General features: G+C 45.2%; 15 protein-coding genes. 9 read left to right on the top strand and 6 right to left on the bottom strand.

Annotation, left to right across the window (positions count from 1 at the left end; all coding sequences use genetic code 11):
- Positions 1-68 precede the first annotated feature (68 nt).
- Positions 69-770 (bottom strand): ribulose-phosphate 3-epimerase, encoded by a 702-nt coding sequence (rpe, locus tag QUB35_RS09510; RefSeq protein WP_333141513.1) that lies wholly within the window; start codon positions 768-770, stop codon positions 69-71.
- On the opposite strand from rpe, the gene QUB35_RS09505 reads away from it, so the two are divergent.
- The 3 genes from QUB35_RS09505 to QUB35_RS09495 all read left to right on the top strand — a co-directional run bounded on the left by QUB35_RS09505 (position 769) and on the right by QUB35_RS09495 (position 2,910).
- Positions 769-891, top strand: a complete 123-nt coding sequence (locus QUB35_RS09505) for a hypothetical protein (RefSeq protein ID WP_333105380.1) — start codon at positions 769-771, stop codon at positions 889-891. The two genes, rpe and QUB35_RS09505, sit on opposite strands and share 2 nt — an antisense overlap.
- A gap of 124 nt (positions 892-1,015) precedes the next feature.
- Entirely contained in the window at positions 1,016-1,390 is a 375-nt protein-coding gene (locus tag QUB35_RS09500) for a hypothetical protein (protein ID WP_172192965.1), read from the top strand.
- Between the two features lie 104 nt (positions 1,391-1,494).
- Positions 1,495-2,910 carry an LCP family protein gene (locus QUB35_RS09495; RefSeq protein ID WP_333141510.1) on the top strand — a complete coding sequence of 472 codons (1,416 nt, stop codon included), beginning with the start codon at positions 1,495-1,497 and terminating at the stop codon, positions 2,908-2,910.
- Between the two features lie 8 nt (positions 2,911-2,918).
- Here QUB35_RS09495 and QUB35_RS09490 read toward each other — a convergent pair whose 3' ends face one another.
- Both QUB35_RS09490 and QUB35_RS09485 read right to left on the bottom strand, forming a co-directional pair.
- Complete coding sequence (locus QUB35_RS09490; protein ID WP_333141508.1) at positions 2,919-3,041, bottom strand: hypothetical protein; 123 nt, start codon at positions 3,039-3,041, stop codon at positions 2,919-2,921.
- Positions 3,042-3,288: 247 nt separating this feature from the next.
- On the bottom strand, positions 3,289-4,173 hold the full coding sequence (locus QUB35_RS09485) for an FkbM family methyltransferase (RefSeq protein WP_333141506.1): 885 nt from the start codon (positions 4,171-4,173) through the stop codon (positions 3,289-3,291).
- A gap of 358 nt (positions 4,174-4,531) precedes the next feature.
- On the opposite strand from QUB35_RS09485, the gene QUB35_RS09480 reads away from it, so the two are divergent.
- A complete protein-coding gene (locus QUB35_RS09480) occupies positions 4,532-4,960 on the top strand; it encodes a DUF202 domain-containing protein (RefSeq protein ID WP_333141504.1) in 429 nt (142 codons plus the stop codon).
- Positions 4,961-5,118: 158 nt separating this feature from the next.
- Here the strand turns inward: QUB35_RS09480 and QUB35_RS09475 are convergent, their stop codons facing one another.
- From QUB35_RS09475 to QUB35_RS09465, 3 genes are all read right to left on the bottom strand, one after another.
- Entirely contained in the window at positions 5,119-5,541 is a 423-nt protein-coding gene (locus QUB35_RS09475; protein ID WP_333141502.1) for a DUF2809 domain-containing protein, read from the bottom strand.
- A gap of 15 nt (positions 5,542-5,556) precedes the next feature.
- Entirely contained in the window at positions 5,557-6,660 is a 1,104-nt protein-coding gene (locus QUB35_RS09470; protein WP_333141500.1) for a DUF4241 domain-containing protein, read from the bottom strand.
- Positions 6,661-7,154: 494 nt separating this feature from the next.
- Positions 7,155-8,069, bottom strand: coding sequence for an alpha/beta fold hydrolase (locus tag QUB35_RS09465; protein WP_333141498.1), 915 nt, complete (start codon positions 8,067-8,069; stop codon positions 7,155-7,157).
- 232 nt (positions 8,070-8,301) lie between these two features.
- On the opposite strand from QUB35_RS09465, the gene speB reads away from it, so the two are divergent.
- The 5 genes from speB to msrB all read left to right on the top strand — a co-directional run bounded on the left by speB (position 8,302) and on the right by msrB (position 13,806).
- A complete protein-coding gene (gene speB / locus QUB35_RS09460) occupies positions 8,302-9,231 on the top strand; it encodes an agmatinase (RefSeq protein WP_333141496.1) in 930 nt (309 codons plus the stop codon).
- Positions 9,232-9,364: 133 nt separating this feature from the next.
- Positions 9,365-9,922 (top strand): thioredoxin family protein, encoded by a 558-nt coding sequence (locus QUB35_RS09455; protein ID WP_333141494.1) that lies wholly within the window; start codon positions 9,365-9,367, stop codon positions 9,920-9,922.
- A gap of 134 nt (positions 9,923-10,056) precedes the next feature.
- Complete coding sequence (gene modA, locus QUB35_RS09450; protein WP_333141491.1) at positions 10,057-10,875, top strand: molybdate ABC transporter substrate-binding protein; 819 nt, start codon at positions 10,057-10,059, stop codon at positions 10,873-10,875.
- A 416-nt stretch (positions 10,876-11,291) separates the two neighbouring features.
- Positions 11,292-13,109, top strand: a complete 1,818-nt coding sequence (gene modB / locus QUB35_RS09445) for a molybdate ABC transporter permease subunit (RefSeq protein ID WP_333141489.1) — start codon at positions 11,292-11,294, stop codon at positions 13,107-13,109.
- 298 nt (positions 13,110-13,407) lie between these two features.
- Positions 13,408-13,806 carry a peptide-methionine (R)-S-oxide reductase MsrB gene (gene msrB, locus QUB35_RS09440; RefSeq protein ID WP_333141487.1) on the top strand — a complete coding sequence of 133 codons (399 nt, stop codon included), beginning with the start codon at positions 13,408-13,410 and terminating at the stop codon, positions 13,804-13,806.
- The last annotated feature ends 121 nt before the right edge of the window (positions 13,807-13,927 follow it).

Here is a 13,927-nt window from a genome sequence, read left to right as displayed (position 1 = left end):
AGGACTAAAGTCCTGACTGCAAACCAGTTTTATTCTGGGTAATTCACCGGACACGATCGAATTTTTGATTAAACCGCAGCTAACTCAGGAGTCGGACGCTTGCTGTGGCGGATACCCTCGATCGCCCCTGCGTAATCCTTCGCCTTAAACACAGCAGAACCAGCGACGATCGCATTTGCGCCCGCTTCCAGAACCTGCCAAGTATTGTTCCCCTTCAAACCGCCATCTACCTCAATCCAAGGATCGAGGCCCTTGTCGTCGCACATTTTACGCAACTGGCGAATTTTCGGCAAAACAGCCGGGATAAAACTTTGACCGCCAAAGCCGGGATTGACGCTCATAATCAGCACCAAATCGCAAAGTTCCAGCACGTACTCGATCAACTCCAGTGGCGTCGAAGGATTCAGAACCACACCAGCCATTTTGCCCAATTCCCGAATTTGGCCGAGGGTGCGGTGCAAGTGAGGCGAAGCATTGTGTTCCGCGTGAACCGAAATAATGTCAGCACCAGCCTTAGCGAAGTCCTCGACGTACTTCTCCGGCTCCACAATCATCAAGTGGACATCGATCACCTTGGTAGTAACGGGGCGAATTGCCTCAACAATCAGCGGCCCGATAGTAATATTAGGAACAAAGCGACCGTCCATCACATCTACGTGAATCCAGTCAGCCCCAGCTCGATCGACAGCCTGAATCTCTTCTCCAAGACGGCTAAAATCGGCTGATAATATGGATGGAGCAATAACGATGGGTTTTTGGGATTGGGTCATGGCTAAGTCTGTTCTCCTGACTGCTGTGCTGTATCCAGTTTATCAAAATACGGGTCTCCGGGTCGAAAAGTTGCCAACGATCGATCGCGAGATTGGGAGGGCAGAAAAATTTGGCCTGTGACAGACAAGTTTGGCGATCGCGCCCCAGCCCAGCTCTGGGAATTTTGGTTTAGGATATTAATTTTCCCTCTAACAAATAACTTTTGTGCAAAATCCGACCTTCTGCAAATTTTGAGTAGCGAATTATGAAAAATACAGATCCCTTAGAAAATCCTGAACTCGATCGTGCCAGTCTGTTTGTATTAATGATCCCAGTCATCGGCTTTTTCCCCGCCCTGTGGACTCTTTACCGCCGTCAGGGTAGTCCCGAACGCAAAGCCATCAGCCGCTTGGCAATTGCCCTTGCTTTTAGTTGGCTCTTAGGACATATTCTTTTAGAAGCTGGAGCGATTTCTGCGGAATCTCCGACACTTCCCATGTTATTAATGAGTAGCCTGCTAACAACCAGCTATTTCATCGTTGCTCTGGGACTGATGGTTCGCCTCTGGAAGCGTCAACCGCTATGGTTGCCCGGAATTAGCCGCGTAGCCGAGCAAGTGGTGGGCAAACATTTATCATAATTTAGGGTTTTTTTAAGCCCCTACCCTATTGATTGAGTGCGTCTTCAGCTTGATACTACATATTGCCATTATCTTTTTTATTTTTGTTGTGTGTGAGGAAGCCAGTGCCAGCTCAAAAAATTCCTAATCAAGACCCTATCCAACAATCAACTGCTCAACCTGCAACCAAAAAAGCTTCCCAGCCCCATCGAGGCCGCTGGCTGGGATTTGGTTTTGGTTTGGCTGGAGTAGCCATGCTCTCAGCCACAGCCGGAGCATTGCTAGCCGTCTCCCTTTCTACAACGCCGCTTCAGCAACAAAAGTTGAGCCCTGAAGAAGCAGCAGTATTTTCTCAAGGCGACATGGCAAAGCTCAACATGAAGATGCCGGAGCTGACTCGGCCAGTTAATATTTTAGTTTTAGGACTTAAAGTTCTGACCTCTGACATCGAAGGAAGTGTCAACAAAAATGTCGGACACGAGGTTTGGGAAAACTCATTTAAGGGCTTAACCGATACCATGCTGTTGGTTAGGTTTGACCCTCAAAATAAAAAGTTAAGCGTGCTTTCCATTCCGCGAGACACCCGCACCTATGTTGAAGGTAGAGGGGAGGTGAAAATAAACGAAGCTAATTACCACGGGGGCCCAGCTTCGTCAGCGAAGTCAGTCAGCGGACTCCTGGGCGGTGTGGGAATTGACCGCTATGTCACAGTTAATATTCATGGTATCAAAAGTTTGGTCGATGCCCTGGGTGGCATTACTATTAATGTCCCTAAAGACATGAAATATACCGATCATAGTCAGCATTTATATATAGATTTAAAGGCTGGCAAGCAGAAACTAAACGGCGAACAAATCGTGCAATATTTGCTTTACCGACACGACGATTTGGGTGACATCGGGCGGGTGCAGCGCCAACAATTGTTGATGCGGGCTTTTGTGGAACAGGAAGTAAATGTAGGTTTGCTGTCTCGACTACCGAAGATTTTATCGGTGATTCAGTCTCACCTTGACACGAATTTGAGTATAGAAGAATTGGTGGCTTTGGCGGGTTTTGCTACTCAAACCGATCGCGCTGGCGTGCAGATGTTGATGGTTCCCGGCAAATTTAGCGATTCTAAGGACTACAAGGCAAGTTTTTGGTTGCCCGACCAATATGCCATAGAAACTATGGTGGCGGAACATTTTGACTTCGGCCAAAATACTTGGACAATTGAGAATGCTGATTCGACTTTTCTGAAGGTGGCAATTCAAGATAGTACCGGCGATCCATCGGCTGTTGAAGCTTTTGTCAATAATTTGACTCAAGCCGGTTATCGGAATGTTCAGGTTTATAAAGCTTGGCCCGAACCGCTGGAGGTAACTACTCTAGTAGCTCAACAGGGCGATCTTAAAGGTGCTCAAGCAATTCGCCAGTTTTTGGGTTTTGGAGATGTGCTGGTTGAGAGTACCGGTTCTTTGCAGTCGGATGTGACAATTAGATTGGGTAAGGATTGGTTGGAGAAAAAGGCTCAGTCCGGCAGTGCGGCTAAGTCTTTTTAAACTGGATTTTAACAGGGGTATTTGTAGGGACACAGCAATGCTGTGTCCTCTTCTTTTCTGTTGGTAGAGATGGAGGCGATCGCTTTTTTAATTTGGTATTTGTAGGGACACAGCACTAAGCTGTCGCGCATTTAAATTGTATATTCAGGGCGGGCGGGACGCCCAACCCCTACTCCCCACAAGACGGGGAATTGTTTTTTAACAGACAATTTAAATGTAGAACAGCTTATCTTATCATCAGTGTTATCACTGAACAAGAGAAAAGACAGGTATAATATACAGCATATCCCGTGATTTCCACCCTTGCCTGTTTCTGCTTTATCCCTCATAAATTCAAAGGCAAAGGTTGCTCTTTGCCTAAAAACCTTAACCATCAATTCATTTAGGAGAGAAGATTAAATCGTCTATTTCACTTAATTGATCTTCCGAAATTTTTAAGGTTTGACCACCTTTTGTATACAGACTATCTCGGTAAATTAATTCATAGTGATATCCCATATTATTCATATAGTCTAGTAAGTATTTTGAGGTCAAACCCGCAGCTCTTATAGTTTTCTGGTTAATTTCCATTAAAATTAGGGGACGAAATTTCGCCAGGGTTTTTTCTCCGCCTTTTAAAGCATCTAATTCAGCCCCCTCAATATCGATTTTCATGACATCTAGACGTTGGATTTGAGGATTTTCTTCCATCCAACGATCTAAAGTCGTTAACTCAATTTCTCCTAAGCATTCTGTATAATTTTGATCGGGGTAAATTGTGGCTACTCCTTCATTATGCAAATTATAATGTTTTTCTTTTTCCATTGAGATGTAGATAGGCAGTTTACCCACTCGATCGCTCAAACCTTTTTGTACGAGTTGAACGTGATTCCATTGATTCATTTTAACATTAGAGGATAACTTTTCAAAAGTTGTACTAACAGGTTCAAAGGCAATCACAGAACCCGAAGTTAATCGTTTAGCAGCGAAGCAAGTAAATTCCCCGTGATTGGCTCCCACATCCATAAAAACCATCTCCGGTTTGAGAATATTCTCTAAAAAATTGCACTGATGATAGGAATAGAAACCTCGCCAAAAGATTTCGTTACAAATATAACTCTTGAGATCGCAAGTAAAGTAAAGATTGCGATCAAAATCATCAATAACTACGGGTTGAGTGGGTTGAGGATAGAGTTTACGGGTTAATTCCCCTAAATAACCCAAAGGTGGATGTTGGTATGCAAATTGGGTAAATTTTCTGGTCCAGTTAAGAAAAATATTCATGGGTTGATGGTTCATTTATGGAGAAAAATTGCTATTCAATTTAATGTCATAAGGATTATATCGCAAATCTCAAGGAACGATGAAAATCTCTGACCCAAAAACCCGGTTTTTTTTTAGTCGGAGTCATCAGTCAGGAATCAGGACTTGCCCACTCGGATGCCTGGAAGGTTTTTTACCGGGATTAAAGGCTATAACACAGTCTTTTCCTAAAAAAAACCGGTTTCTGCGCTATTCCTATGATACTATCTTTTTTGGTGATAATGAATCACGATCGCAATACCGATACTTCCCTCCGCAATCACAAGTGAAACAATAATCTACCAGGGAAAGCCTAAGATATTTTATAAAGGTAGGGTTGATGAACAAGGAGCCTAAAATAGACCGACAGCGGGAACATCAAGCAAATGAACGCACGTTTCTTGCATGGTTACGAACTTCACTCGCTTTAATTGGTTTTGGGTTTGCGATCAGTCGGTTCAGTTTATTTCTCCGTCAATTTCAAGCTACAGTGACTCAGCAAGAAGTTTCCTCCCCTCCCTTCTTCAACTCCGAAACTTTAGGGCTGAGTCTGGTCGTTTTTGGAATTGCGGTGATTGCCTTAGCAGCATGGCGTTATAATCGAGTATTCTGGCAAATTGAGCGAGGTGATTATCGCCCAAATCGTGTGCTAGTTTGGATTCTGACTGGAGTTGTAATGATTTTAGGAACGTTAAGCATTCCCTTGTTGCTGTGGCGCGATCGCGGAAATATAGCTCCCACTTCAACTCCTAAAAACTCTCAATTCTAAGTTAATCCGATTGCTTATAATTGAGTGAAAATAACCGCAACCATATCATTAAGCTTTTGTGCATCTAGATTGTCTATAGTCTTAAAGGAGCTGATGGGGAGAGGATTTGACGATTTTGGCTCTGGTCATGGAAATATACAATTTAAATGCAGTACAACTTACAAGCGGAAGCAAGTGAAATGAAGCCATCGCACCCACAACCAACCTAAAAAACTCCCCACAAAATAAGAGATAAAATCTGACCAACTAAAGTGATTTCCCAAAATCAGCCTTCCTGGTAAAGTAGCTCGCATTGCTTGTAGACACGGAGGAGTCCACAGTTGGAGAAACTCTACTCCGCAGGTAGCTAGACACACAGCTACAGCCGCCCTAATTTGCGAAAATCGCGGCAATATCAGAACTACCAGCAAAATCCAAAATACCTCATAAGCTATGCTCCCAAAAGAGTCGTTGAACCATTCCGGTGCAGGGCCGCGAGAAAATCTCACTACGTAACCTAAAGGGATAATGACAGTAATGCTGATTAGCAGAGCAACTCGATATTTGAAAAAACGGTGATGGGGAGAAATTGGGGAAGTCATTGATTCCGGCCACAATCACGGATTTGTTGTCACAGGTTGAAGTGGATAAACCTCAGCAGTAAATGTCATCTTCAATACTGCATTGGCTGGCAACGGCTCATTGAACCAATGTTCTTTGTACCACCTATCCTCTTCTATCAATGAAAACATACAACGCTCCGCAAAACAGCGATCGCCAGCGTCTAAATTGACGCTCCAGGGCTGCCGCCCCTGTCCTTCCAAAACCAAGATGCAATCTGGGTTGCTGGGTTGATCGTTCAGCGAATCATCACTAAGCTGAACCCAACTTGGGCGATGAAGGCTGAGTCTGATAGCCACCTCAAGCCGCTCCAAGTCAGGATGCTCTATGGATTTTTCTAGGAACCTTGTGACTGCTTCAATCTCGATATCTTGCGTGATGCCCTCAAGCAGTACCCCGAAATCAGTGACCAAACAAGCCAGTTCATCATCGGCTGTGAACCCCCAATAACTGGCATAGGAACCATCCCCGTATCCACTTGAAAATGCGATCGCATTGCCCTCAGTATCAGGGTCTAGGGTGAGATTGAAAGTGTTAGTATCGGGGTCTAGGGTGAGATTGAAACCACTCGGATCGATAATTTGCTGAAATGGGTAGGTCAATTGAGTTACCAGATCCTGAGCTGCTAGCCAGGCATCCAATTGCAACTTTTGTTCAAAGGCACCCTCGACTAGACCCTGCAATTCTTCAGCAGAACGCCGCTCAACTACCTGAGCATCCACAAAACAGCCCATTCCCGCATCAACACCATAGCCAAAAAACTGATTCCCTCTTAACTCGGCCCAATCCTCACTTGGACGCAGAGCCATCTCCCAACGGACAGGGGATTCAGAGCAAAACTTAACCATCGCACAGGCAATGGTCCAATAGTCAACCACACTTAGCAACACAGGATAGCGCCCTGGTGGAACGGTTCTGGTAAATGGGGCAACGTCTTTGCACCACAGCCAACCGGGGTCGCACGCAATAATACGCCCTGAAGGTAAAACTAAGTCACCCGCCTGAACAACATCACTGGTTATGCGACCCTCTGTGAGCGATTCGTAGACTTGATTGGGCTCGAATGCTGCGAGGAAATTGGTATGAGCCTTTAGGGACATGAGGCGATCGCAGTTAGATAGAACATTTTTACTACTCTAATATATGATTTGTGGTTCAACATCAAAGATTGCTTGGGTAAGCCATATCTATTTAACCGGACTTGATATGACTGGCATAAAATCTTAACCTGTATCGGATTGAGTGTCTGGTACAACTTGCAAAAGAATTACATTGCTTTGGCGCTCGCCATCGATCTAATTCATCTGCGTTAATCTGTGTTTATCTGCCCTCATCTGCGGTTAAAAAAAGAGAATTTGTCGGGTCGCAGATGACAATAGATTGACGCAGATTAACGCAGATGAATAGAAGAGAGATATCAATAATTCCGATGCTAACAGATTTGATATAATATCAATTACGGCTGCACTCCATATGATACCGAGGACACACCAGTGCCGTGTCCTAATTTCTTCTTCCTACTTCTTCCTTCGCGTTCTTCGCGTCTTCGCGGTTCAATCATACCAATTCTTCCCGCACCAAAGGAGCAAAAGCACTAATTGTCTGCAAATGCCGATCGCTCTTTAATCCAATCGAGTAAAATAGGATTGACCAATTCCGGCGCTTCATCCTGGGGGCAGTGGCCCACTCCCTCCAAAGGAATAAACTTTTCAACAGCCGGAAACTTTGCCAATTCTCGCCCCAATGCGATCGGCTCCCAAGGGTCATCTGTCCCCCACAAAATCAAAGCCGGACAGCTTAAACGAGGCAACAAATCCTCCGGTAGCGGGCCTTGAGAATAACTGATAAATGCTACAAATACTTCCACAGCGCCGCTGTCTTTAGCCGGTTCCAGCAGCATATTTACCAGTTCGTCGCTGACAGCTTCAGGACGGCGATATGCTTGCAAAAGCACTTTTTTTACTGTTTTTGGCGTTGCTAATTGTTTAAAAAATAATTGACTTATCCACTTGACATTTAAAATTTTTTGTGCAATTGGCGCTCCGAAACTGCGATACCAAGGCAATTCGGCGCGTTTGCGATCGTGCAGCAAGCGCAGGGAACAATTGAGTAAAATTACGCCAGAAGCAATATCGGGAAAATCCACTGCTGCTTGCATAATTGCCACACAGCCGATCGAATTTCCCACCAAAAAAGCCGGCCCGCCCGCAACTTCCCGACAAAAATCAGCAATTAGCTGTCCCCAAGTTTCAAAAGTATAGTCAATTTCAAGTTTGGGCGCGGGTTTAGCAGAACCGCCAAAACCGATGAGGTCGATCGCATAACAGCGGCAATCAGCAGCCAGCGCCGGCAAATTCTTGCGCCAGTGGCCCCAAGACGCACCAAAACCGTGGACAAACACCACCGCAGGCCCCTGGGAACCCGCAGCCTGGTAGCAAATCGGAAAGCCTTTCCACAGCCAAGTTTGAGGCGAAATAAGTGTTGACAAAGCGGGACTAGAAGATGCCATAGAAATAAAAAAGTGAAACTTTAAGAGTGAGAAGGAATTCCGTCATTACTACAAACCGTATCGCAATTCGAGGCAACCGCTAGGAAATAAATCCCAAACCTCCCTTCCCTCCTCCCTCTGCGCCCTCTGCGCCCTCTGCGGTTAATTCCTCTTCCTTCTGACTTTGCAGTTAGAGCCGATATTATGTCACGATTAAACCTGCTGACTTCTTTGCTGTATTAAAATTTCCCTTATGCCAACGATCATTTCCACTGCTGTCGTACCGTTTCTGGGGTCAGAAATTGTACCAGACTACGACACCGCCAAAGTAGTTATCTTACCAATTCCCTACGAAGCTACCACCACTTACCGCCGGGGGTGCGAAAACGGGCCCGCCAAACTTCTAGAAGCTTCTCATCAACTCGAGTGCTACGACGAAGAATTGGATTCCGAAGTTTGCTACGATGTCGGAATTTATACACAAGAGCCGATCGCCGATACCCGCAACAGACAACCAGTTTCATCCTCAGAAATGCTGCAAGTCACCCAAGCAGCAGTCTACCAGCTAGTTACCGAAAATAAATTTGTGATCTCCCTCGGAGGCGAACACAGCATCACTGCCGGCGTTGTCGAAGGTTATCGCCAAGCATACCCGGATGAACCTTTCACAGTCGTGCAAATCGATGCCCACGGGGACTTGCGGCACGAATACGAAGGCTCGATTCACAACCACGCCTGCGTGATGCGACGTATTGTAGATATGGGCTTGCCCACACTGCAAATCGGGATTCGCGCTATCTGCAAGGAAGAAGCAGACTTAATTAAAGCAAAACAGCTAAACGTGATTCGAGCTCGCGAAATTGCTACTCAACCGGATTGGGCCGATCGGGCAATTGCCAGCATAACAACTAAGCGAGTATTTTTGACGATCGACTTAGACGGCATCGATCCGACGTTAATTCCAGGGGTGGGAACACCCGAACCGGGCGGGTTAAATTGGTATTCCCTCACCGCATTTTTGCGTCGCATCTTCGAGTCATACGAAGTAATCGGGTGTGACATTATGGAATTAGCACCTATTGTAGATTCTGTAGTCTCAGAATTTACCGCCGCCAAATTAGCATACAAACTTATTGGATACCAAGCTCTGGCTCAAGGTTGGCTAAAGCCAGACGAGGGATAAATAGCGAAGTACGAATCACAATAGGCTGTTGGCAAGGCTAGAATTAAGCTAAAGCTAAACAACAGCCAATTTTATTCGTGCTGATTGTTTCATCTTTCATGCTGGCCAATACTGCTCTTCACCTCCTGAAAACATGAGTTTACTAATGGATACAACGGGTACTCCCATTAACGGCTACGCTCCCGATTTTGAACTGCCGGGAGTTGACGACGAAGTTCACCATTTAGCTCGATATTTAGAAAAATTTCGGGCGATCGCGGTGATATTTATGTGCAATCATTGCCCTTACGTGCAGTTGTATCTCAATCGTATGAAAGAACTTCAAGCAGATTTTCAAGATCGAGATGTTACTTTAATCGGGATTAATGCTAATGATGCAAACCAATATCCCGACGACAGTTTTGAGAATATGAAAATTTTTGCCGCCAACAATCAACTCAACTTCCCGTACATCCGAGATGTTGCTCAAGATGTGGCTGAAAGTTTTGGGGCTTCTAAAACGCCGGAGGTTTTTTTGTTAGACCAAGACGGCAAACTGCGCTATAAAGGTTTAATTGACGACAACGCTGACGATCCGGCGGCGGTGCAGGTTTCTTATCTGCGGAGTGCGATCGACCAATTGCTCAACAGTCAACCCGTTGAGCCTTCAACTACAGAGGCGATCGGCTGTTCCGTCAAATGGCGATCGTAGTCATTAGTCAGCAGTCATCAGTCATTAGAAGATGATAATCCTGGACAAACAGCATCTACTTGTAAGGTGTGCGGGGCGCACCTTACTACTACAGATAGTGTAGATCGGCCTAGGGCAAATTATAATACAGCCTTGTGGAAAGAAAACGCATTTTCAACTCGATCGTCGCAGCCGCTGTAGCGCTGACACTGCTGATTGCTTGGAACTTGTTTAAAAGCGTTTCCCCAACAACAACACAGCAGCAAACGTCCTTAAACGTATCCGCTGCTATCAGTCTCTCGAAAGCTTTAGGGGAAATCAAAACTGTTTATCAAAGCAGTAATCCGAATTTTACTATTACTTATAATTTTGGTGCTTCCGGTGCTCTAGAACAGCAAATTCAGCAAGGAGCCCCGGTAGATGTATTTTTCAGCGCCGCTACAAAACAAATGAACGATTTGCAGCAATCTAACCTGTTAATTAACGACACGCGCCGCAATTTGCTGACAAATCGCCTAGTTTTGATTACTCCCAAAAACGGTGTTGCTTTGAGCGATTTCAAACAGTTGACAGATGCCCGAATCAAGAAAATTGCGATCGGCGAACCCAAGAGCGTACCTGTCGGACAATACGCTCAGGAAATGCTAAATAAACTTGGATTGTGGGGGCAAATACAGCCAAAATTAGTGCTAGGAAATAACGTCCGCCAAGTGCTTACATTCGTAGAAAGCGGTAACGTTGATGCTGGTATAGTTTATGCGACTGACGCCACAGCCTCCGACAAAGTAACTGTGCGGCTAACGGCTGCCGAAAATTTGCATTCGCCCATTGTTTATCCGCTGGCAGTTATCAGAAACAGCCGCAATCCGGCTGCTGCGAAAGCGTTTGTTGACTTTTTGGCGGGCGATCGGGCTAAAATAGTATTTCAGAAATACGGATTTGGGATGGCTCACCAATTAGTCTCATACAACTGAGATGTTGCACCATTCTCAATTACTTGTTTAGCAACAGGCAAGATGCCTGTTCCACAAGAAAATTCACTCTTTGTGGAACAGGCATCTTGCCTGTTCTTGAGAATGGTGCAAGATGTGAGATACAACCAAATTTTGTAGGGCGGGTTTTACAAACAATATCTAATTCCCGCCAACAATCTATATAAACCCGCCCTCACACAACAGATAACCTTGTGTATTCAAAGAGGTACATTTCGATTTTCCGTTGGGTGGGGGCGGGTTTACGAGATTATTGGTATTAGCCGAAGATTGTTGGTAAAACCCGCCCCTACGAGCGAATCCCCAAATTATACATTTTGATTTATCTGTGTGTGGGGGGGTTTAGGAAATTATTTGTTGGAGGCAATTATTGTTGGTGAAACCCGTCCCTACGATTTATGGAATTTGATATTTCTCCGCTCTGGATATCTCTAAAATCCTCCGCTATTGCGACATTTATCACCTTTTTCATGGGAATAGCCGCCGCTCGGTGGATGCTTTCAACTCGCATCAGAGGTAAAGCTTTGATTGAAGGCATTTTAATTTCTCCCTTAGTTTTGCCGCCGACAGTAGTGGGATTTTTGCTGCTGCTGCTGTTTGGGAGAAATGGGGCGATCGGGCAATTTTTGCTACAATTCGACTTAACTATAATTTTCACTTGGCAAGCCGCCGCCATTACTGCCACAGTTGTATCATTTCCCCTCATGTACAAAACTGCTTTGGGAGCTTTTGAGCAAATTGATGCCAATCTTCTCAACGCAGCCCGCACTTTGGGAGCCTCGGAGTGGCAAGTCTTTTGGCGAATTATGTTGCCGCTAGCATGGCCGGGAATTTTAGCAGGAACTATCCTTGCATTTGCCCGCGCTTTGGGTGAATTCGGCGCGACGTTGATGTTAGCGGGGAATATTCCCGGACAAACTCAAACTATCCCGATGGCAATTTATTTTGCTGTGGAAGCTGGGGATATGAGGCAAGCTGGTATTTGGGTTTTGATTATTCTGAGTATTTCTTTGAGCGTGCTAACTGCTGTTAATTTTTGGACGGATTTACAAAGGATATCGCCCAAAGAGAATTCGAGCCAAAGACTGCAATCAAATCTTCCTAAATTCGCGTCTAGTTTTACCACAAAACCCCAACAACAACCCAAAAGCGGACTTTGTTTAAGCATTTTTAAACCTCTCTCCAGCTTTGCCTTGGATGTCAGCTTCGATATTAGCCCGGAAGTGCTGGGAATTTTGGGCGCGTCGGGTTCCGGCAAAAGCATGACTCTGCGCTGCATCGCTGGTTTGGAAACTCCCAGGAGCGGTAAAATTGCAGTCAATGGCAGGGTTTTATTTGACTCAGCACAGGGCATTAATGTACCTTCTAAAGACCGTCGCATCGGTTTTTTGTTTCAAAACTATGCTTTATTTCCTCACCTGACTGTTGCTCAAAATATTGCGTTTGGCTTGCAGCATTTATCTGAAAGCGAGCAAGAACTTCGGGTAAAAGAACAGCTAATTTCGGTGCAAATGTCGGGACTGGAAAACCGCTACCCGCACGAACTTTCGGGGGGCCAACAGCAACGGGTGGCTTTGGCGAGGGCGCTCGCCCCTTCTCCAGAATTGCTGCTGTTAGACGAACCGTTTTCTGCTTTGGATACTCACTTACGCAGTCAACTGGAACAGGAGTTAATGCAGACTCTGGCTAATTATCGGGGAATTACTTTGTTTGTCAGCCACAATTTAGAGGAAGTTTACCGGGTGTGCAAAAATCTGTTGGTATTGGCGGAGGGAAAGCCGATCGCCTTTGATACCAAAGAGAACATTTTCGATCGCCCTGGCAACTTCACCGTCGCCCAGTTGACTGGCTGTAAGAACTTCTCTGCCGCTAAACCGATCGCAGAAACTCTCGTCGAGGCGATCGACTGGGGCTGTACTCTGACTGTAGTCGAACCAATTCCCAAATCTCTAGTTTCTGTGGGAATTCGGGCTCATCAACTGATTTTTGTTAGCGGGTGCGATCGTGAAAATACTTTTGCTTGTTGGATCGCCTCGACTGTGGAAACTCCGCACCGGGTGACATTATATCTCAAATTGCACTCGCCTCCCAATGATTCCCAAGATTATCACTTACAAGCCGAAGTTTTCAAGGAAAAGTGGAGGGCTATTAAGGACAATTCTTTTCCCTGGTATGTTCAGATCGAGCCAATTAGGTTAATATTAATGGGAGCCTGAGTTAACTAGCTATAGCCGAAGGAAAAAGATAGATGTGAAAAGGCAATAAAATCAAGGGTTTTAGCAATTAATAACGTCTTAACTACCTTAGTGGTTGCTATATATAGCAATCCTAAATGATTCCGATAAATTTGTAGGGGTAGTGCTACCCCTACTCCCCGTGCCTACCCCCTATCTATCGGGCAACCACGGGGAGTAGGGGTCGGATTGCCCCTACAATAATTATGAGAATGATTTAGGATTGCTATATACAGTCAACAGTCAACAGTCAACAGTCAACAATTAACAACATCAAATCATGACTCAAAAAGTTCAAAAAACCGACGCAGAATGGCAACAACAACTCACGCCCGAACAGTTTAAAGTCACCCGCAAAAAAGGAACGGAAAGAGCTTTTAGTGGCGAATATCACGACAACAAGAAAACGGGAAGTTATAAGTGTATTTGCTGCGGCACTGAGCTATTTAAATCTGAAACAAAGTTCGATTCCGGTACTGGTTGGCCGAGTTTCTACGCTCCCGTTAGCGAAGAAAATGTCAAGTGCGAGTCGGATAACACCTTGTTCATGCGCCGAACAGAGGTACTGTGCGCTGTTTGCGACGCTCATCTCGGTCACGTATTTAACGACGGGCCGAAACCTACCGGTCAGCGTTACTGCATGAATTCTGCTGCTCTTAATTTCGTTCCCAAGGATTGAGTCTTTTAAGGGCGGGCTAAGAGTGCCCAACCCCTACTCCCCACAAAAAATAAATCCGGTTGTGGAACAGGCATCTTGCCTGTTCACCTAGCATTCACAGAAAAAAAATAAATCCGGTTGT

The organism is Microcoleus sp. B13-B6 (assembly GCF_036705405.1).
GTDB lineage: Bacteria > Cyanobacteriota > Cyanobacteriia > Cyanobacteriales > Microcoleaceae > Microcoleus.
Note: the sequence above shows the minus strand (reverse complement) of the source record. Positions and strands in the feature narration are given on the sequence as shown.